14 protein-coding genes are annotated in these 19,111 nt (G+C 66.7%); 9 read left to right on the forward strand and 5 right to left on the reverse strand.

Going from position 1 to position 19,111, the window contains the following annotated elements; all coding sequences use genetic code 11:
- Window positions 1-31: 31 nt before the first annotated feature.
- On the reverse strand, window positions 32-934 hold the full coding sequence (locus DR_RS15285) for a LysR family transcriptional regulator (protein WP_034350644.1): 903 nt from the start codon (window positions 932-934) through the stop codon (window positions 32-34).
- 168 nt (window positions 935-1,102) lie between these two features.
- Here DR_RS15285 and DR_RS15290 point away from each other — a divergent pair, with 168 nt between their 5' ends.
- The 6 genes from DR_RS15290 to DR_RS15315 all read left to right on the forward strand — a co-directional run bounded on the left by DR_RS15290 (window position 1,103) and on the right by DR_RS15315 (window position 9,664).
- On the forward strand, window positions 1,103-2,263 hold the full coding sequence (locus DR_RS15290) for an acyl-CoA dehydrogenase family protein (protein WP_010889596.1): 1,161 nt from the start codon (window positions 1,103-1,105) through the stop codon (window positions 2,261-2,263).
- Window positions 2,264-2,606: 343 nt separating this feature from the next.
- The gene (kynU, locus tag DR_RS15295) at window positions 2,607-3,839 is read left to right on the forward strand and encodes a kynureninase (protein ID WP_027480133.1); all 1,233 of its coding nucleotides are present in this window, start codon (window positions 2,607-2,609) and stop codon (window positions 3,837-3,839) included.
- Window positions 3,836-4,699: a tryptophan 2,3-dioxygenase gene (kynA, locus tag DR_RS15300; RefSeq protein WP_010889598.1), complete on the forward strand. Its 864-nt coding sequence runs from the start codon at window positions 3,836-3,838 to the stop codon at window positions 4,697-4,699. The genes kynU and kynA overlap by 4 nt, the downstream gene beginning before the upstream one ends.
- The gene (locus tag DR_RS15305; protein ID WP_227086039.1) at window positions 4,696-5,505 is read left to right on the forward strand and encodes an alpha/beta hydrolase; all 810 of its coding nucleotides are present in this window, start codon (window positions 4,696-4,698) and stop codon (window positions 5,503-5,505) included. The genes kynA and DR_RS15305 overlap by 4 nt, the downstream gene beginning before the upstream one ends.
- Before the next feature lie 256 nt (window positions 5,506-5,761).
- Window positions 5,762-7,069 (forward strand): S8 family serine peptidase, encoded by a 1,308-nt coding sequence (locus DR_RS15310; RefSeq protein WP_028328044.1) that lies wholly within the window; start codon window positions 5,762-5,764, stop codon window positions 7,067-7,069.
- 48 nt (window positions 7,070-7,117) lie between these two features.
- Window positions 7,118-9,664, forward strand: coding sequence for an HD domain-containing phosphohydrolase (locus DR_RS15315; RefSeq protein WP_164928025.1), 2,547 nt, complete (start codon window positions 7,118-7,120; stop codon window positions 9,662-9,664).
- A 95-nt stretch (window positions 9,665-9,759) separates the two neighbouring features.
- Here DR_RS15315 and DR_RS15320 read toward each other — a convergent pair whose 3' ends face one another.
- The 4 genes from DR_RS15320 to pprA all read right to left on the reverse strand — a co-directional run bounded on the left by DR_RS15320 (window position 9,760) and on the right by pprA (window position 14,281).
- Entirely contained in the window at window positions 9,760-11,193 is a 1,434-nt protein-coding gene (locus tag DR_RS15320; protein ID WP_010889602.1) for an NAD-dependent succinate-semialdehyde dehydrogenase, read from the reverse strand.
- A gap of 180 nt (window positions 11,194-11,373) precedes the next feature.
- Window positions 11,374-12,006, reverse strand: a complete 633-nt coding sequence (gene lexA, locus DR_RS15325; RefSeq protein WP_027479703.1) for a transcriptional repressor LexA — start codon at window positions 12,004-12,006, stop codon at window positions 11,374-11,376.
- A gap of 52 nt (window positions 12,007-12,058) precedes the next feature.
- Window positions 12,059-13,210: an erythromycin esterase family protein gene (locus DR_RS15330; protein WP_010889604.1), complete on the reverse strand. Its 1,152-nt coding sequence runs from the start codon at window positions 13,208-13,210 to the stop codon at window positions 12,059-12,061.
- 168 nt (window positions 13,211-13,378) lie between these two features.
- Entirely contained in the window at window positions 13,379-14,281 is a 903-nt protein-coding gene (pprA, locus tag DR_RS15335; RefSeq protein WP_010889605.1) for a DNA repair protein PprA, read from the reverse strand.
- 138 nt (window positions 14,282-14,419) lie between these two features.
- Here pprA and DR_RS15340 point away from each other — a divergent pair, with 138 nt between their 5' ends.
- The 3 genes from DR_RS15340 (at window position 14,420) to DR_RS15350 (ending at window position 19,087) form a co-directional block, all read left to right on the forward strand.
- The gene (locus DR_RS15340) at window positions 14,420-15,460 is read left to right on the forward strand and encodes an MBL fold metallo-hydrolase (protein WP_162177617.1); all 1,041 of its coding nucleotides are present in this window, start codon (window positions 14,420-14,422) and stop codon (window positions 15,458-15,460) included.
- Window positions 15,461-15,601: 141 nt separating this feature from the next.
- A complete protein-coding gene (gene adh / locus DR_RS15345) occupies window positions 15,602-17,149 on the forward strand; it encodes an aldehyde dehydrogenase (protein ID WP_010889607.1) in 1,548 nt (515 codons plus the stop codon).
- A gap of 129 nt (window positions 17,150-17,278) precedes the next feature.
- Complete coding sequence (locus DR_RS15350) at window positions 17,279-19,087, forward strand: ABC transporter ATP-binding protein (RefSeq protein WP_010889608.1); 1,809 nt, start codon at window positions 17,279-17,281, stop codon at window positions 19,085-19,087.
- Window positions 19,088-19,111 lie beyond the last annotated feature (24 nt).

The raw sequence follows: 19,111 nt of genomic DNA on the forward strand, positions 1-19,111 counted from the left end.
CTCTTCCCGCGTGGCGCAGGCCCCCAGGCCCTCAGCGGTGGGGGCCTGTTTCCTGCATGTCGCCCACCAGCGCTGTGAAGTTGAGCACAGTGGCCGCCCGTTCGTGTGGGCGGCACAGCAGCGTGAGGTCCACAGTGGGCACCGGGGGCCGCAGCTCCAGATACTCGCAGCCCTCCAGATTCAGGCGCCGCATCGCGTCGGGGACCAGCGACACGCCAAGCCCGGCGGCAACGAGGCTGACGATGGAGAGCATCTGCGGCGCGAGCTGCCCCAGCCGGGGCTCAAAGCCGGCGGCGCGGCACGCCTGCCACACGGTGTCGTAGATGAGCGGGCCGAATTCGCGCGGCGTGGTGATGAACGTCTCGTCGCGCAGCCGTTCCAGCGGCAGAGGCCGGGTCTGCGCCGCCGGGTGTCCGCGCGGCACCACCGCCACCATCGGTTCGCGGGCGACCAGGGTCAGCGTGAGGTCGCCGAGGTGCTGCGGCAGCGGGCGGGCGAGCACGGCGTCGAGCTGGTGCGAACGCAATTCATCGAGCAGGGTGACGGTGTTTTTCTCGGTCAGCGTCAGCCGCACGTCGGGGTACAGGTCGCGGTAGCGGCGCAGCAGCCCCTGCACCTGCGGGTTGATGCTCGCCGCGCCGGTAAAGCCCACCCGCAGTTCGCCCGTTTCACCGCGCCCGGCCCGCCGCGCTTCGTGGGTGGCGCCCTCCACCTGCGCCGGAATGGACTGCACCAGCCGCAAAAAGGTGTGCCCGGCCTCGGTGAGTTCCACCCCACGCGGTACGCGGTGAAACAGCGGCGTGCCGATTTCGCGCTCCAGCTCGCGGATTTGCTGACTGAGCGGCGGCTGCTGAATGCCCAGCCGGGCGGCGGCGCGGGTCACGTTGCGCTCGTCCGCCACCGCCAGGAAGTAACGCAGGTGCCGCAGCTCCATAGGAATACACACAGCGTATCGCAAAGGCGCTAGGCAGCTATTGGACATCTCGCAGCCGCTCTCCTACAGTGAGGCCGTTTCAAGCCCAGCTCAACGCCTTCCCGCCCTGGCCCCGGCAGCCTGTGGCCCCACTGCCCCTTCCTCAAACCCCCTCAGGAGAGTGCCCCCATGTTCGACTATTTCAAGATGCTCGACCTCGTTTCCCCCGACGAGCGCGATATCCACGCCGCCACGCGTAAGTTCGTGGACGCTGAAATCATCCCGCACATCGGTGACTGGTGGGAACACGAATCGGCCCCCACCCGCGAACTGATGCGCAAGATGGGCTCGCTGGGGCTGCTCGGCCCGACCACGCCCGAGCAGTACGGCGGCGCGGGCACGTCCTACACCGCCTACGGCCTGATCTGCTACGAACTCGAGCGCGCCGACAGCGGCCTGCGCAGCGCGGCGAGCGTGCAGGGCAGCCTGGTCATGCACCCCATCAACGAGTACGGCAGCGAGGAGCAGAAAAAGCAGTGGCTTCCCGGCCTCGCGTCGGGCGAACTCATCGGCTGCTTCGGCCTGACCGAGCCCGACGGCGGCTCCGACCCCGGCGGGATGCGGACCCGCGCCCGCAAGGACGGCGGCGATTATGTCCTCAACGGCAGCAAGATGTGGATCACCAACAGCCCGCTCGCCGACGTGGCGGTCGTGTGGGCCAAGGACGACGAGGACGTGGTGCGCGGCTTTATCGTCCCGCGTGACGCAAGGGGCTTTTCCACCCCCAAAATCGGCCACAAGATGAGCCTGCGGGCCTCCACCACCGGGGAAATCGTGCTGGAAGACTGCCGCATCCCGGCGGAGAACCTGCTGCCCGGCAGCCGGGGCCTCAAATCCCCGCTGGGCTGCCTCACCTCGGCCCGCTCGGGCATCGCCTGGGGCGCGATGGGAGCGCTCGAAAGCGTGCTGACGGCCAGCCTGGAGTACGCGGGCAGTCGCACCACCTTTGGCCGGCCCATCGCCGCGCGCCAGCTCGTGCAGGAAAAACTGGCCTGGATGGCGACCCAGCACTCGCTCGGCAGCCTGCTCGCGTGGCGCTTGGGGAACCTCAAAGACGGCGGCCAGATGAACTACGCTCAGGTCAGCGTCGCCAAGGGCAACAACGTGCGCGTCGCGCTCGAAGGTGCGCGCATGGCCCGCGAGATTCACGGCGGCAACGGCATCACCACCGAGTACCCGGTCATTCGCCACATGCTCAACCTCGAAACGGTGGACACCTACGAGGGAACCCACGACATCCACACCCTGATCGTGGGGCGTGACCTGACGGGGCAGAACGCGCTGGAGTAAGGCGAACTCCGATTGAACTGTTCGTGTCAACGGTTCAATCCGAGCGGAGCGAGAAGGAGCAAAACGGGTTCCGGGCGTGCAGTTGGCAAACTGGCGCCTTCCCAGTTTGTCAACGGAACAGACGGAATCCGGACAAGTCAGCGTTCTATTCGGAGCGGGGGCAACAGCGCGGCGATGGCCGGGGCGGTTGCCCCCGCTTCCCTCTTGTTGCCTTGCTGAAATGAGTCGGCCCAGCCCAGCGGCTATCATGCGGACTCGAAACAGAGCCACAAAAGCTTCAGGCCCTCGCCGCGTCCCTTGCCGGCGTCTGCCTGCCGTCTCGCTCTGCCTGGAGGAACCGACCATGACCACCCTGCTGCCCGCGCTCGACCTTGCCCAGCTCGACGCCCTCGATGCCCGCGACCCCCTCGCCCACAAGCGGGCCGAGTTCGACCTGCCGGGGGACATCATCTATCTCGACGGCAACAGCCTGGGCGCCCTACCCCGGCGCGTGCCCGCGCGGCTCTCGCAGGTGGCGACGGAGGAATGGGGCCACCACCTGATTCGCTCGTGGACGCGCAACGCGGAGGCGGCGCAGGACTGGATGGCGCTCCCAGACCGGGTCGCGGCCAAGCTCGCGCCGCTGCTGGGGGCCGGGGCGCACGAGGTGGCGGTGGGTGACTCCACCAGCGTCAACACCTTCAAGGCGCTGGCCGCAGCGCTGCGGCTCAGTGGACGACGGGTGATTCTCAGCGACGCCGATAACTTTCCCACCGACCTCTACGTGGCGCAGGGCCTCGCCCGGCTGCTGGGGGACGTGGAAGTGCGGACTGCGCCGGGCGACGAGATGACGCAGCATTTCACCGACGACGTGGGCGTGGTCCTGCTCACCGAAGTGGACTACCGCACCGGGCGCCGGCTCGACATGCGGGCGATTACGGCGGCGGCCCACGCGCGCGGCATCGTGACGGTGTGGGACCTCGCGCACTCGGCGGGCGCCTTCGCGGTGGACCTCGGCGGGGCGGGGGCCGACTTCGCCATCGGCTGCGGGTACAAGTTTCTGAACGGTGGCCCCGGCGCCCCAGCCTTTCTGTACGTGGCCGAGCGGCACCTCGACCGCGCCGAGGTCGTCCTGAGCGGCTGGATGGGCCACGCCGACCCCTTCGAGATGGCCCGCGCCTACGCTCCCGCCCCCGGTGCCCGGCGCTTCGTGGTGGGCACGCCGCAGGTGCTGAGCCTGAGTGCGCTCGACGCCGCGCTCGACGTGTTCGGAGACGTGGACCTCGGCGCCCTGCGCGAGAAATCGCTCTCGCTGACCGACACCTTTATCCGGCTGATGGAGCCTCTGGCGGAGCAATACCCCCTCGAACTCGTCACGCCGCTCGCCCACGCCGAGCGCGGCAGCCAGGTCAGCTACCGGCATCCCCATGCTCAGCAGGTGATGGCGCAGCTGATTGAGTGCGGCATCGTCGGCGATTTCCGCACGCCCGACATTCTGCGGTTCGGGTTCACGCCGCTCTACCTCTCGCACGGGGACGTGGGGCGGGCCGTGGCAGGCATCGCCGCCGTGCTGGACGAACTGGAAGGGCCGGCGTGAGCGGCGAACCCAGTTGCCCCTTCGGTGGCCCGGCGCCCGAACACTCCGCCGAGCAGGCGCACCGCGATTTCAGCCGCTCGCTGAGCTACGGCGACTACCTGCACCTCGACGAGCTGCGCTCGGCGCACCAGCCGATCACCGACGCCCACGACGAGCATCTGTTTATCGCCATTCACCATGTGTCCGAGGTGTGGCTCTCGCTCATCGTGCGCGAGTTGCAGGCGGCGATGAGACTGCTCGACGCCGGCATCACCGACGCGCCGCTGAAGATGCTGACCCGCGTGGTCCGCGCTCAGGAACAGCTCACCGCCGCCTGGGACGTGCTCAAGACGATGACGCCCGCCGACTACCTCCAGTTTCGCGGCGCCTTTGGGCAAGCGTCGGGGTTTCAGTCGCAAAACTACCGCATGGTCGAATTCCTGCTCGGCAACCGCAACTCCACGCTGCTGCGCCCGCACGAGCACCGCGCCGACCTGCACCGCCCCCTCGCCGCCGCGCTGCACGCCCCCAGCGTGTACGACCTCACCCTGCGCCTCCTCGCCGCGCGGGGGCTGCCGGTGCCCGCCGAGGTGCTGCAACGCGACTACGCCCAGCCTTACCAAACGAACGAAGCGGTCCTGGCAAGCTGGCTGAGCGTGTACTGCGACACCGAGACTTACTGGGACCTCTACGAACTCGCCGAGAAGCTGGTGGATGTGGAGGACAACTTCCGGCGCTGGCGTTTCAACCACCTCACCACCGTGGAACGCACCATCGGCTTCAAGCGCGGCTCGGGCGGCACCAGCGGCGTGGGCTACCTGCGCGGGGCCCTTGACGTGGTGCTGTTTCCCGAACTGTGGGACGTGAGGACGCAATTGTGAGCCGACCAGAACTGTTCGACCCTGCCGTCAACGCCGAATACATGCCCAGCCGACGGGTGCCGAATGCGCGGGATTATTTCGCGGCCTGGACGGAACGCAGCGCGGAAGTGCGCCGTCAGCACCCTCCCCGCGAGCTGCGCTACGGCCCCGGTGAACACGAGACGATGGACATCTTCGAGCCGTCCGGGTCGGCAGCGGGCACCCTGCTGTTCATTCACGGCGGGTACTGGGTGGCGTTCTCCAAGGACGATTTCTCGTTTGTCGCGCCGCCGCTGCTCGCGCTGGGCTGGCGGGTCGCGGTGATGAGTTACGACCTCGCCCCGGCGGTCTCGCTGCGGCACATCGTGGGGCAGGCACGGGCGGCAGCTTCGGCGCTGGGGCAGGCGTATCCGGGGCCGCTGGTGGTCGCCGGGCACTCGGCGGGCGGGCATCTCACCGCCATGCTGCACAGCACCGACTGGGCCGCCGAGGGGCTCCCGGCACCTCTGCTCACCGCCAGCGTCGGCATCAGTGGCCTGTACGACCTCGCGCCCCTCCGGCAGACCGAGTTGCAGGCCGACCTGCGGCTGAGCGAGGAAGAAGCCCGCGCCCTCAGCCCGCTCTGCGCCCAGCCGACCACCGCCGCGCCGTTTCTGGCCGCTGTGGGAGCACTCGAAAGCGGGTCGTTCCAGCAGCAGTCGCGGCGACTCGCTGAACTCTGGCCGCGCACACGGCTGCTCGAACAACCTGGGCGGCATCACTTCGATGCGCCGGACGACCTGGCTGGGCTGCTGGGAGAAGTGCTGAATGAGAAGACGCACGATTAGACGGGGCACTGAATAGGTTGCCGCCCCTCCACAGTTGCCAATTCAAACGACATACGAACAATCTGTAAAAATGGACCGAGTGTAGACTTTATAGGCAAACCTGACACTCCCTGTTTCTTTAAGAAAAATTAGGATAGGTTAAGACCAACGCAAGAGGCTTGTGTAAGAGAAGAAAAAGATGTGACTTCGTTCTGCCTCTGTGTGCCCGCTGCAGCTCCGTCGGCTTTCCGTCCTTCATCCCACAAGAGGTCCTCACATGTCGAAGCTCTCCCTCACCCTCCTGGCTTCCCTCACTTCCGCCCTGCTGCTTGCCGGGTGCGGACAGGTCGCTCCGACCATCGCCCGCCCTGTTGCCACGCAGGCTGCCACTGTGGCGACGGTCAGCATCAAGCCGGGCGATACGCCCGCAGCTGTGGAGGCCATGACCGGGGGCAAGGTCCTGCTATGGAACGCCGAGGGCTGCGACGATCACTGCACCGCTGTGGTCAGCCTGACTCAGTCAAAGTTGATGGCGCAGGGCCTTAACGTGGGCCGCCACATTTCTGTCGAAGCCAACCACAACCGAGTCAAGAACCTGGGTGCCCGGCCCATCTGGATCTGGTCGGTAGGGATGCAGTCAGCCGAGCCCATGCGGGGCTTGGGCGCCCGGCCCATCTGGATCTGGGGGGGCAACCTCTGGCAAGACGGGCAGTACCAGCCCTTGCCGGAAAATACGGCGGCGTGGCAGCAGATCGGTTTGCCCGCCGCGCAGGCCAGTGCCCCCAATGCGGGCAAATCGCAGGTCATCGCCGTGATCGACACTGGCGTCGACCTGGAGCACCCCGCTCTCAAGGGCGCCCTGACCCCCGCCTCGACCTGGCTCGATCTGGTTGACGGCGACACGCTGCCGCAAGACGACGGGGAACTCGGCACGGGCGGCGTGGGCCACGGTACGGCGGTCGCCGGCATCGCGACCCAGGTGGCTCCGATGGTCCAGATCATGCCTGTTCGTGCGCTGGGGACCGACGGCTCGGGCGACATCAGCGCGGTGGTGCAGGCGATCGTGTGGGCGGTCGATCACGGCGCCAACATCATCAACTTGAGCCTGGGCAGCAATGAAGCCTCGGAAGCCCTGCAAAGTGCCGTGCGCTACGCCGACGAAAAGGGAGTCGCTGTGGTCGCCGCCGCAGGAAATGCGGGCAATAATGAACTGACCTACCCCGCCGCTTATGCCCGCACGAGTGCTGGCCTGCTGAGCGTCGGCAGTGTCTCAGACAGTGACGTGAAGTCGGGCTTTTCCAACTACGCCGCCTCGCTGGAGGTGCTGGCACCCGGTGAACGGATCGCGACCTACGCGCCGAACAATAAGCTCGCCCTGTGGACTGGAACGTCCATGTCGGCTCCAGTCGTTGCCGGGCTGCTGGCCCTGATGCAGGGCGAAAGACAGGCGGCCGGCGGGGAGAACGCTGTCACCGCACACGCACATGACATTTCCGGTATTGCCCTGAACCAGCCCTTTACCGGTGGCCTGGGCTACGGACGAATTGACGCGGCCGCCACTGTGCTGGGGTGGAAACAGCAGTAAGGACAGTAGGGTATGTTGCTCAGGCTCCCTCTCCTGGACCTCACGCCCTTGCCCGCTCCCTTTTACGAACTGGCAAAGGACGTCGAGCAGTCCCTGATCACTGATCCTGAAAAAGCCAGAGAAGTCGCCGCCAAACTCCACGCCGCTACCGATACTGCTCAGGGACTGCACCGGGCCTACGCTGAACTGCTGCTGGCCCGGACCCTGCTGTCGACCCGGCAATGGCAGGCGGCGCTGGAAAGTTTTGAGAAGGCGCGGAAAAGTCTTCTCGCTCTTGAGCGCGCAGCACTCGTGGCACATGCCGTACTGGGCCGCGTTTATATTTTGCTCGGAACCGGACAGTACGCGGAGGCGAGTGCAGAAGCGGCAGAGCTCGAAGCCCAGCTTGCCAACGGACCCGTTCAGGCTATGGAAATCCGTGCTTTGGCTCTCAATGCCATCGCTTACGCTGAATACGCTCAGGGACGACCTGTTCAGGCAATCAATCATCTGAAAGAGGCCCTGAAACTTCGTGAGCAACTCAGCCCCATTATCATTGCGGCGTGCCTCTGTAACCTTGGCATCAGCAACATTGAACAGGGCAACTACCGCGAGGCGATCTACTGGTTGATGGAAGCCTACCGGGCACATCCGGATTCCAACGAAGATCGCCAGCTCGAACTCGCCACGCTGACGAATCTGGCCTATGCGCACTACCTCGCGGGGGACCTGTCGCTGGCGACAGAAATTACCCAGAAAGCCTATGCTGCCGCCGGCGAATGGCAAAGCTACAAGGTACGCGCCTACTCCGCGCTTAATCTGGGAACCTACAACACAGAACTTCAGCAGACCGGGCGCGCGCGCTCCTACCTGCAAGAAGCCCTGGTGCTTTCACAGACCCAGCCTGAGCTGACCGCCGACGCTGTTTTACGTGCCAGCATTCTGGACAGTTTGGGCACCCTGGAACATCAGGACGGCAACAGTGAAAGCGCCCTGGAGCTGTATACCCGGGCACGGGAGATCGCGCAGAGAGACGAACTGCCCGCAGTAGAAGCCCTGACCCAGCTGAATATTGGGCGGATGCTGGGACAACTGGGAAGACCGGAGGCCCGGGCAGAACTGGAACGCGCCCTGGAACTGGCCGTGGCGGCGTGCCTATTCAAAGAACAGTTCGAGGCGCACACTGCCCTGGCCGAGCTGACTGCGGCGGCGGCGGACTGGCGCAGTGCGTACCGGCACCAGCAGGAGCTGACCCGCCTCAAATTGCACCTGCTCGAAGGCGAACACGAGCGGCAGCGCAAGGAGTTGAGGGCCGAACTCGACCTCGAACAGATGCGCCGTGAGGGTGAGCTATCGCGTGAGCGGCTCAAGATCGAGGTCGCGGCCCGCGAACGCGCCGAAGCCGAAACGCTGGAACGGACCCAGCAACTGGCGCAGGCGCAGCGGGAAGTGGTGCTGTGCCTCGCACTGGCTGCCGAGTACCGTGACAGTATTACCGGAGAGCACATCAAGCGGGTGGGCACCTTTGCAGCCCATATTGCGCTGGCGCTGGGCTGGAGCCAGGCTGACGCCGAACTGCTCATGCTTGCCTCAAGGCTGCACGACGTGGGCAAGATCGGGATTCCCGACAGCATCCTGCTCAAGCCCGGTAAGCTGACCGAAGTCGAGTACGTGCAGATGCAGGCCCACACATTGATCGGCAGTCAGATCCTGGGTCAAGGCAATTCGGCGCTGCTCAAACTTGCCCAGACCATTGCCCTGAGCCACCACGAACGCTGGAACGGCGAAGGCTATCCTTACGGTCTACATGGAGAAGCGATTCCACTGGCGGGGCGTATCGTGGCGGTCGCAGACGTGTACGACGCCCTGATTCAAAGACGTCCTTATAAAGCAGCTTGGACCCCAGAGCAGGCCGCCGCCGAACTCTCTGCCCAGGCCGGGCGCCACTTTGACCCGGCCCTCGTCGAGGTAGCACTGCGGATTCTCAATGACGTGCATTATTCGGTGGACGAGCTCAAGGAACTTGGACCCCCGACGGTGGGCCCAGCAGCAGCCTCACTGGAACGCGAACTGGCGCTCAGGACGCAGGAATTGCAGGAAGCCCGGAAAAATGCCGGGGAGCTCCTGCAACTTGCCCTGTCGGACAGTTTGACCGGCCTGCACAACAGACGGGCGCTCGAACTTGACCTCGAGCAGCGGATTTACCCCGGCGCGGTGGACTTCTACATGACGTCGCTCGATCTGGACAGCCTGAAGGAAATCAACGACTCGCAGGGCCACCAGTACGGTGATCAGTTGCTGCGGCAATTTGCGTTGTGCTTGCGCCAGAGTTGCGCTGCCGGCAAGACTTACCGCATCGGCGGCGACGAGTTCGCCGTTTTGTGGAATCTGGACGTCACCGAGCAGGACATCGTCCAGGTCCTGCGGCGGTTGCCTCAGAATTTGCGGGTTACTGGACAGCCTGGTATCAGCTTCAGCTATGGGAGCGCCTGCTACAACAGAGATGCTGCCACCGCCGGTGACCTGCTGCGCGTCAGCGACGCCCGGATGTACCGCATGAAAGTGGGGCGGCGCGGGGAAGAAACTGATTCTATATGGTTCAAGGAAGATCACTGAGCGGTCAGCAGTTTTCGGAAGAATCAACATCAAAAGTGCCGCTGTCATCCAGTCGAACCTGGGACAGCAGCACTTTTTTCAACAGGGGCGCTCGCTCAGCCAGCGACCTGCGCGGGCTTTTGCTTGGTCGGGAAAGCGCGCACCAGCTTCTGGTTGGTGAATTCGAGCATTCCCATCGAGGACAGCTCACGCCCGAAACCCGAGCGTTTGACGCCGCCGAAGGGCAGGTCAGCGGCGGAGGACGTGGGGTGGTTGATCCAGACCATGCCGGTGTCGAGGCGCTCGGCCACCCGCTGCGCCCGGTCGAGGTCGCTGCTGAACACCGCGCCGCCCAGCCCATAGGTCGAAGCGTTCGCCAGCGCTACGGCTTCGTCCTCGTCGCGCACGCGGTAGACGACCGCCACCGGGCCGAACAGTTCCTCGTGGTAGGCGCGCATGTCGGGTGTCACGTCGGTGAGCACGGTAGGCTGCACGAAGGCGCCGGGATGCTCGGGTCGCTGCCCGCCCGCGACGACGGTCGCACCTTTGTCGATGGCGTCTTGCACCTGCGCCTGCAAGTCACGGGCGGCCTGTTCGGAAGACAGCGGCCCCAGGCGGGTCGAAGGGTCGGCGGGGTCGCCGGGCACGAAGGCCGAGAAGGTCTGACCCAGCCGGGACACGAACTCGTCGTACAGGTCGTCCACGACCATCAGGCGCTTGGCCGCGATGCAGGCCTGCCCGGTGTTGCTCAGGCGCCCCGTGGCCGCCGCCTTGACCGTCGTGTCGAGGTCCTCGGCGTCGAGCACGATGAAGGGGTCACTGCCGCCGAGTTCCAGCACGCACTTTTTCAGGTGCCGCCCCGCCAGTTCGGCCACGCTCGCCCCGGCGCGCTCGCTGCCGGTGAGCGACACGCCCTGTACGGCGGGGTGCGCGATGACCTGTTCGATGTCGGCAATCCGCAGAAACAGGTTGGTGTAGGCCCCCTGCGGCACGCCCGCGTCATGGAACAGTTGTTCGAGGGCGAGCGCCGACTGTGGGCAGAGTTCGGAGTGCTTGAGCAGCACCGTGTTGCCGACGACGAGGTTGGGCGCAGCAAAACGCACGACCTGATACAGCGGGTAGTTCCACGGCTCGATGCCGAGCAGGACGCCCAGCGGCGCGTGCAGCACGGCGGCTTCACCCTGCGGCACCGGGATGGTCTTGGGTTCGAGGAAGCTCGGGCCCTGCTCGCCGTAGTAGTTGAGGATGCTGGCGGCGAGCGCGACTTCGCCCTTGGCCTCGCGCAGCAGCTTGCCCATTTCGAGCGTGATCAGGCTGGCAAGTTCATCAGTGCGCTCGAGCATCAACTCGGCGGCGCGGCGCATGATCGCGGCCCGCTCCGTCACCGGGCGTTGGCCCCACTCGCGGTAGGCCTGGTCGGCGCGCTCGATGAGGGCCGGAATTTCGGCGCTCTCCAAAAAGGGAAAGGTCTTGACCGTTTCGCCGGTGTAGGGGTTGACAGTGGCAAAGGGACGCTCGGGACGGGCGGACGCTTGGGGGGTGGCAGTCATGGCTTCTCCTCAGTGCCTGGGGCGCGCCCAGGACAACACCGCGCACTAGACTCCCCCGGCGCGGCAAGGGTATGAGTGCCGGGTAAAGCCTTGAAGATACTGCTCTCTGTGGCCGCTCCTGGTTGTTGCCGACATTCCCGACAATGACACCTGCCCGAGCCGTGCGGGACAGTCGAGCTTCTACTCGGTCACGCGGTGGCTCACGCGCGGCGCCCCGACCCCGACGCGCCCCACCATTCGCCCCTGCACCTGCACCTGCTCGGCGGGAAAAGACAGGCGCGGCATGGCGGGGTTCTCGCTCGTCAGGAGGATGTCCTGGCCGAAGTGGTACAGCCGCTTGAGGGTCGCCGCATTGTCGCCGGGCACGAGGACCACCGCCACCTCGCCGTCGTGGACCTCGGGCGCCGGGCGCACCACCACGTAGTCGCCGTCCATCACGCCGATGCCGGTCATGCTTTCGCCGCGCACCCGCAGCAAGAAATCGCCCGCTTTCAGGCCGAGCAGCGCCTCGATGCTGGGGGTAAAGTCCTCGGGCGACTGCTCGGCAAGGGCCGGGATGCCGGCGGCGATCTGGCCGTAGATCGGCAGCCCTTCGCCCAGCGCCGCCCGCGCCCGGTCCGTGACCTGCAACGGGCCGTAGCGCGTTTCGGCCGGCTGGAGGTAGCCGAGCTTGCGCAGGATGTTCACCTGCTGGCTGATTGCCTGCTTGGTGATGCCCACTTCCTGCGCCACCTGCCCCGCCGTGGCCCCCGCGCCCAGACGCAGGGTGGCTTGCAGGATGGAGCGGCGGGTGGGCGTCAGTTCAGGCGGCATGTGCGCGCAGTTTGCCGCACGCCTTGTCACGGGTCAAGCGGCGGCCCAACCGTCAGAATTGGCCTACGAGGAGCGCACCGTTCAGAAACGGGAGGTCAGAGAGTTTGAACGGAAAAGAATAGGGCTGACCGTCGTCCCTGACTGACAACTGGGTGGCCGCAGCTTCCGTGAGTTCGGAAGAAGGCACCAGAAAAGTCTCCTCTGCGGCGCCCGGATAACTGGCGATGAAGGCGTAGCGCTCGCCTAGGCGGCGGCTGACGTGCGCCCCGGCGCCCCACCAGTCGAGCGTCTGAGCCCCTATCTTCTGGGCCCCCATCTTCATACGGCTGAGCGGGCGTTGCAGGTGCAGGTTGTGGGCGAAGACCAGCGTCGGCCCGCACCGCTGCTCGCGCTCGGCAATGGCGAGCAGGTGCCCGGCCATCAGCAGGTCACGCGCGGCGAGCATCCGGGCAATGCGGTCCGGGGCGGGGTCCGCCATCACCGCGTGGTAGCGGAGCAGGCCGGCAGCGGTGCGGGCGGCGAGTTGCGCCTCCCAGAAATCCGGCTGCTCGGCCAGGCCCGGCGCCCCGGTTTCGAGCCGGTGAAGGAGGTCGTCGGTCAGCACCCGCAATTGCCGCGCCTCGTCGCTGTGGCCGATGGACTGTGCGGCGTCCATTCCCGCCGCTGGATTGGCCCAGCGGGCGTCGTCTCCGCACAGGCGCTCGATGGTCGCGGCGCTCACAGGCAACGCGGGCACCTGGCGGGCGAGCAAAGCGTGCAGCGTGAGCAGACTGGCGCGGGGACTCGCCGCCCAGAGGTTTTCCATCGGCGGGTCGAAGCCGTAGAAGTGCACCTGCTCGTCCGCAGAGCGCCCCGCGTTGAAGTCGCGCAGCCAGCCCACCAGTTCGCGGTTGGCGGCCCGGCGGCCAAAGTCGTGGCTGAAGCCTGTCCGCATGACCTCTTCAAGGTCGTCCGCGCCGCCCGTCACATAAGCGTTGACCCGCTGCCCCGCCAGGATGTCGCTTTCCAGAGCAATCGAACGAAAGCCGTACTCCTCGACGAGCGTGCGAAACAGGCGGTTGCGCTGCGCCGGAAAGGCGTCGTCGGTGTGGTTGGGTTCGCCCAATGCCAGCAGTTGGGGGCGCGTCGGGAGAGTGGCGAAGAAGGACGCGAGCGCCCGACCGGGGTCCGACATGTTCCATTCTTTCGCGAAGATTTTGGTCATGGAAAGACTCCTTTGCCAGAAGGGGGGCCCGCTTTGGCTCGTTCATCCTTCCTGTGCAACGCCTGAGAAAGCTTACGGAAACATCTTCATGGAGTCTTTACTCAAAGAGATAGCAGCATGAAAAACGGCGCCTGAAAAGGACTCCCAGACGCCTTTGCTTTTCTTGACTCAGCTCTCGCGCAGGCCGTGCCGCAGCACTTCGGACAGTTGGCGGGTGGTCACGCCCTGGTATTCCTCCAGCGCAGCGGCGGCGGTTTTCAGGGCCGCGCGGTACTCCTCGGCGTTGCGGGCGGCGGCTCCGCTGAGGGTCTGCACGAACGCCTGCACGGTGAAGTGCGCTTCGGGCAGCTGGGCGAGGTTGGCCTTGGCCCCGGCGTGGCGAGCCCCGAGCAGGGCGCCGAGCATCCCGTCCTTCTCGCTGCGGCGCATCAGCTCACGCTGGAAGGCGCGGTCCTTGATGCTGGCGATCACGTCCCAGGCAGCGTCGGAGAGCGCGGCCTCGGCGGACGCGGGCCGGGCCACCTCGACAAACAGGGTGTCGCCCTTGCGCCACACGCGCTGAAAGGTTTCGCCGCGCCCCGCCGACCAGTCGGTTTCGAAGTCGCGGGCGTGCTCGATCAGCACCTTGAGCTGCGCCAACGGCAAGTCGCCGGGAGCGCGGTAGCCCTCGCCGAGCGCCGCCCACTGGCTCAGGCCGCGTTCGTCGAGCGCCTGCATGGGCGCGTAGGCCTGCGCGAGTGCTCCGAAGCCCTCGCTCACGCGGGCGCTGGGGCGGCCATCGGTCAGAATTTCGATGTCGCCGTCGTCGGTCAGCCGCGCCTCATGGCGCAGGTGGTGCAGCCCCAGCCCCCAGCGCCCCTGCGCTTCTTGCAAGGACTGCGTGAGCGCCGCGTCCAGCGTGCCCGCGTCGGCCTCACTCGCGGCGAGGGCGGCGATCTGGCTGTCCACGCCCGCCGTGCTCATCAAGGTGTCGAAGGCGGCGTAGATGCCGTCCGTTTGGTCTTTTGCTTTAGCCCTTGCCATACTGCCTTTATTATGCCCTGAACAGATTAAAAAGGCCAGGGGTAGCACTCTGGCATAAGGAAAACCCAGCTTCGGCGGTCTTTGTGCCTTTGCCAGCTTTCACGGCGAAAGAAACGTCCAGATGACAGTGACACCCAAAGTGCACCCGGCGCCGTTCAGGGCACAGGTGCGGACTACAGTGGGGCCGTGACCGCTTCCGCCGCTTCCACCGTCACCCACCCCACCGTCACCCGCCACGTCACCGCCAGCGGCGCGAGAATCTACACCATCGGTATCCGCGCGTTTGAGCACCTCGGGGTCAATGTCTTTCTTGTCGTGGTGGGCGACCCGCAGCAGCCGAGCTACACGGCGCTCATCGACGCGGGCAGCAGCTTCGACTTCAGCCAGCAAGGGCTGCTAGATGGCCTGAAGCGCGTGCGCGAGGAGTATGGCGAGGCGTGGAGCTGGGAGACCCTCTCGCGCCTCGTCATCACCCACCCGCACCCGGACCATGTGGGCGGGCTGCCCTTCGTGCGGACGCTGACGGCGGCTCCGGTGGCAGCACACGCGCTGGCGGCGGCGGTCATCGAGGAGCCGGGGCGCCGCGCCGAGGCGTTCAAGCTGGGGGCGGACGCCATGCTCGCGCGGCTCGGTGTGCCCGAGGGCGAGTATGCGGCGCGGCTGCGGCGGCGGGCGGGCAACCTGATGAGTCCGTCCGGGGTGAAGGTGGAGACGGCGCTGCAAGACGGCGACACGCTCGATGGGCTTTTTACCGTGCTGCACACGCCGGGGCACGACGGCGCGCAGATTTGCCTGCGGCTGGACGAGGTGCTCCTGAGCGCCGACCACCTGCTCCCGCACAACTCGCCGCCGCTGATGCCGGGCTGGATGCTGCCGGGCAGCGGGCTGGGGCCGTACCTCGCCGCGCTGGACCACATCGAAACGCTGGAGGGCGTCGACCTCGCGCTCGGCAGCCACGACGAGCCGATGCCCGACTGGCGCGGACGCGTGGACTTTCTGCGCCGCCGCTACGACGACAAGCTGCGTGGGGTGCTCGGCGCCGCCAGCGAGCCGCAGACCATCTACGCGCTGACCTGCGCGGTCAATCCCCGCTTGCGTGCGGCCCAGGCGCTCTTGCTGCTCGACCAGACGGCGGCGCTCGTCGAGGAACTCGTGGTGCGGGGCGAATTGCACGAAACGCGCGAACAGGCCGCGGACGGCGAGCGCTGGACGTACCAGCGGGCCTGACTCCAGCCCAGTTCAGGCCAACCCTGCTAGACTGCGGACGTTCAAACAATCTGATGGCTTTCCTCACGCGGCGGCGTGTCGTCTGGCTGCCCCGTGGGGACGCGCGGCTTTTCGTTTCCGTCTTCCGCAGGAGGGTTTTCTATGACCGTCGCCGAACAGCAACCGCAGCACCAGGGCTACGCCAACCCCGGCACGCCCGGCAGTGTCGTCACCTTCAAGAAGCGCTACGACAATTTCATCGGTGGGCAGTGGGTGCCGCCCGTGAAGGGGCAGTATTTCGACAACGCTTCGCCGGTGGACGGCAAGGTGTTTACCCAGGCCGCCCGCTCGACCGCCGAGGACGTCGAACTCGCGCTCGACGCCGCGCACCGGGCCGCGCCCGCCTGGGGCCGCACCAGCGTGACCGAACGCAGCAACATTTTGCTCAAGATTGCCGACCGCATGGAGCAGAACCTCGAGATGCTGGCGGTCGCCGAAACCTGGGACAACGGCAAGCCGGTGCGCGAGACGCTCGCCGCCGACCTGCCGCTCGCCATCGACCATTTCCGCTACTTCGCCGGGTGCATCCGGGCGCAGGAAGGCGGCCTCAGCCAGATCGACGACAGTACCGTCGCGTACCACTTCCACGAGCCGCTCGGCGTGGTGGGGCAGATTATTCCCTGGAATTTCCCGCTGCTGATGGGCGTTTGGAAGCTCGCGCCCGCACTCGCGGCGGGCAACGCGGTGGTGCTCAAGCCCGCCGAACAGACCCCCGCCAGCATCATGGTGCTGATGGAACTGATTGCCGACCTGCTGCCGGAGGGCGTGGTCAACGTGGTCAACGGCTTCGGGCTGGAAGCGGGCAAGCCGCTGGCGAGCAGTCCGCGCATCGCCAAGATCGCCTTTACCGGCGAGACGAACACCGGGCGGCTGATCATGGGCTACGCCGCGGACAACCTGATTCCGGTGACGCTGGAACTCGGCGGCAAGTCGCCCAACATCTTTTTCGACGACGTGATGATGGAAGACGACGCCTTCCTCGATAAAGCGGTCGAGGGCATGGTGATGTTCGCGCTCAACCAGGGCGAGGTCTGCACCTGCCCGAGCCGGGCGCTGATTCAGGAAAGCATCTACGACCGCTTCATGGAGCGGGCGGTGCAGCGCGTGGAGGCCATTACCATGGGCCACCCGCTCGACCCCGGCACCATGATTGGCGCGCAGGCGAGCACCGAGCAGCTCGACAAGATTCTGTCCTACCTCGACATTGGCCGCGCCGAGGGCGCCGAAGTGCTGACCGGCGGCGAACGCGGGCAGCGCGAGGGCCTGGAAGAAGGCTTTTACGTCAAGCCGACCATCTTCAAGGGCCACAACAAGATGAGGATTTTTCAGGAAGAAATCTTCGGGCCGGTGCTCGCCGCCGCCACCTTCAAGGACGAGGCCGAGGCGCTCGAACTCGCCAACGACACGCTCTACGGTCTGGGCGCTGGCCTGTGGACCCGCGACATCAGCCGCGCCTACCGCATGGGCCGGGGCATTCAGGCGGGGCGAGTCTGGACCAACTGCTACCACGTCTACCCCGCGCACGCGGCCTTCGGCGGCTACAAGCAGAGCGGCATCGGGCGCGAAAACCACCGCATGATGCTCGACCACTACCAGCAGACGAAGAACCTGCTGGTGAGCTACAGCCCGAACAAGATGGGGTTCTTCTGAACGGCGGCGGGTAAAAACCGCGAGGGAGGGGGCCAGGGCCGCGCTGCTCTGGCCTTTTGCTTTTGCCTCTGAGAGCCCCTGTAAGCCGCACCGACGTGCCGCCTCCCCTCTCCTCCTACACTGCTGGGCATGACCCCGCGTTCAGGCCCTCGCCCGGCTGCTTCCGCGCGCCGTGATGCCCGGCAACGCGACCCCCGGCAATTGCGCCGCCTGCTCGCCTACGCCCGGCCCTACCGCCTGCCCTTCGTGCTGGGCGTGCTCGCCACCCTGATTTCGAGCGGGCTGGGACTGGTGTTTCCCCGGCTGTTCGGTACGCTGATCGACGCTTCGTTTCTGAAGGTGGGCAGCACCGACACCGGGCCGCTCGACCGCACCGTGCTGTCGCTGTTGGGCATTTTCGCGCTCTCGGCGTGCTTCGGGGCGGCGCAGGCGTACCTGCTCGCGCGGGTGGGAGCGGGCGTGGTGGCCGACCTGCGCCGGGCGCTGTTTTCGCATCTGCTGTCGCTCTCGCCGCGCTTTTTCGGCAACCACCGCACCGGCGACCTGACGAGCCGCCTCACCTCCGACGTGGGCACCGTGCAGGCGGTGACGAGCACGGCGCTCGCGCAGCTCGCCTCGCAGGGGTTTACCCTCATCGGCTCAGTGCTGCTGCTGGTGCAGACCAGCCCGCGCCTGAGCCTGCTGACCCTCGCCATCATTCCACTGGTCATCGGCACGGCGGTGACCATCGGGCGGCGCATCCGGCGGGTCAGCCGCGAGGTGCAGGACGCGGTGGCCGCCGCCAACGGGCAGGCCGAGGAAGCCATCAGCGGCGTGCGGGTGGTCCAGAGCTTTACCGCCGAGGGGTTGGAGGAGGAGCGCTACGGCCAGGGCGTGCTCGCCAGTTTCCGCGCCGCGCTGCGCCGGGCCCGTTTGCAGGCGCTGATGACCGGCGTCATGAGCTTCCTGACCTTCGGGGCGCTCGCGCTGGTGCTGTGGTTCGGCGGGCGGCAGGTCATGAGCGGCGCGCTGACGCCGGGCAACCTCGTCACGTTCCTGTTCTACGCGCTGCAGGTGGGCGGCACGGTGGCGGCGCTGACCGGCGTGTTCAACCAGTTTCAGGAGGCGCTGGGCGCGTCGAGCCGCATTTTCGAGTTGCTCGACGAGCGCAGCGACCTGCCCGGGCCCGCCGCGCCGCGGCCGCTCTCCCGCGCCGAGGGCCGGGTGCGCTTCGTGGACGTGGGGTTCACCTATGCCGGGGCGCCCGCCTTGCAGGACATCACCTTCGACGTGCCCGCCGGGCAGGTGGTCGCGCTGGTGGGGCCGAGCGGCGCGGGCAAAACCACGCTGGTCAACCTGATTCCGCGCTTCTGGGACGTGACGGCGGGCCGGGTGGAGGTGGACGGCCACGACGTGCGCGCCTACGCCCTGGCCGACCTGCGCCGTCAGGTGGGGCTGGTGCCGCAAGAAACCCTGCTGTTTTCGGGGACGGTGGCCGAGAACATCCTCTACGGGCGCCCCGGCGCGTCGCAGGCCGAGGTCGAAGCCGCCGCGCACGCCGCGCACGCCCACGAGTTCATCTGCGAGCTCGAAGGCGGCTACGGCGCGGTGGTCGGCGAACGCGGCGTCAAGCTCTCGGGCGGGCAGCGCCAGCGCGTCGCCATTGCCCGCGCCATCCTCAAAGACCCGCGCATCCTGATTCTGGACGAGGCGACCAGCGCGCTCGACAACGAGTCCGAGGCGCTGGTGCAAGCGGCGCTCGAGCGGCTGATGGTGGGCCGCACGACCTTCGTCGTCGCGCACCGCCTGAGCACCATTCGCAGCGCCGACCGCATTCTGGTGATGGACGCCGGGCGGGTGGTCGCCGACGGCACGCATGAGGGGTTGATGGCGGCAGGCGGCCTCTACCGCGAGTTGTACGAGTTGCAATTCCGGCAGCAGCAGGAGGCGCGGCGCTAGGAACTGGGCAACTGTCAGTGTGAC

It is taken from the genome of Deinococcus radiodurans R1 = ATCC 13939 = DSM 20539 (assembly GCF_000008565.1).
GTDB classification, from domain to species: domain Bacteria; phylum Deinococcota; class Deinococci; order Deinococcales; family Deinococcaceae; genus Deinococcus; species Deinococcus radiodurans.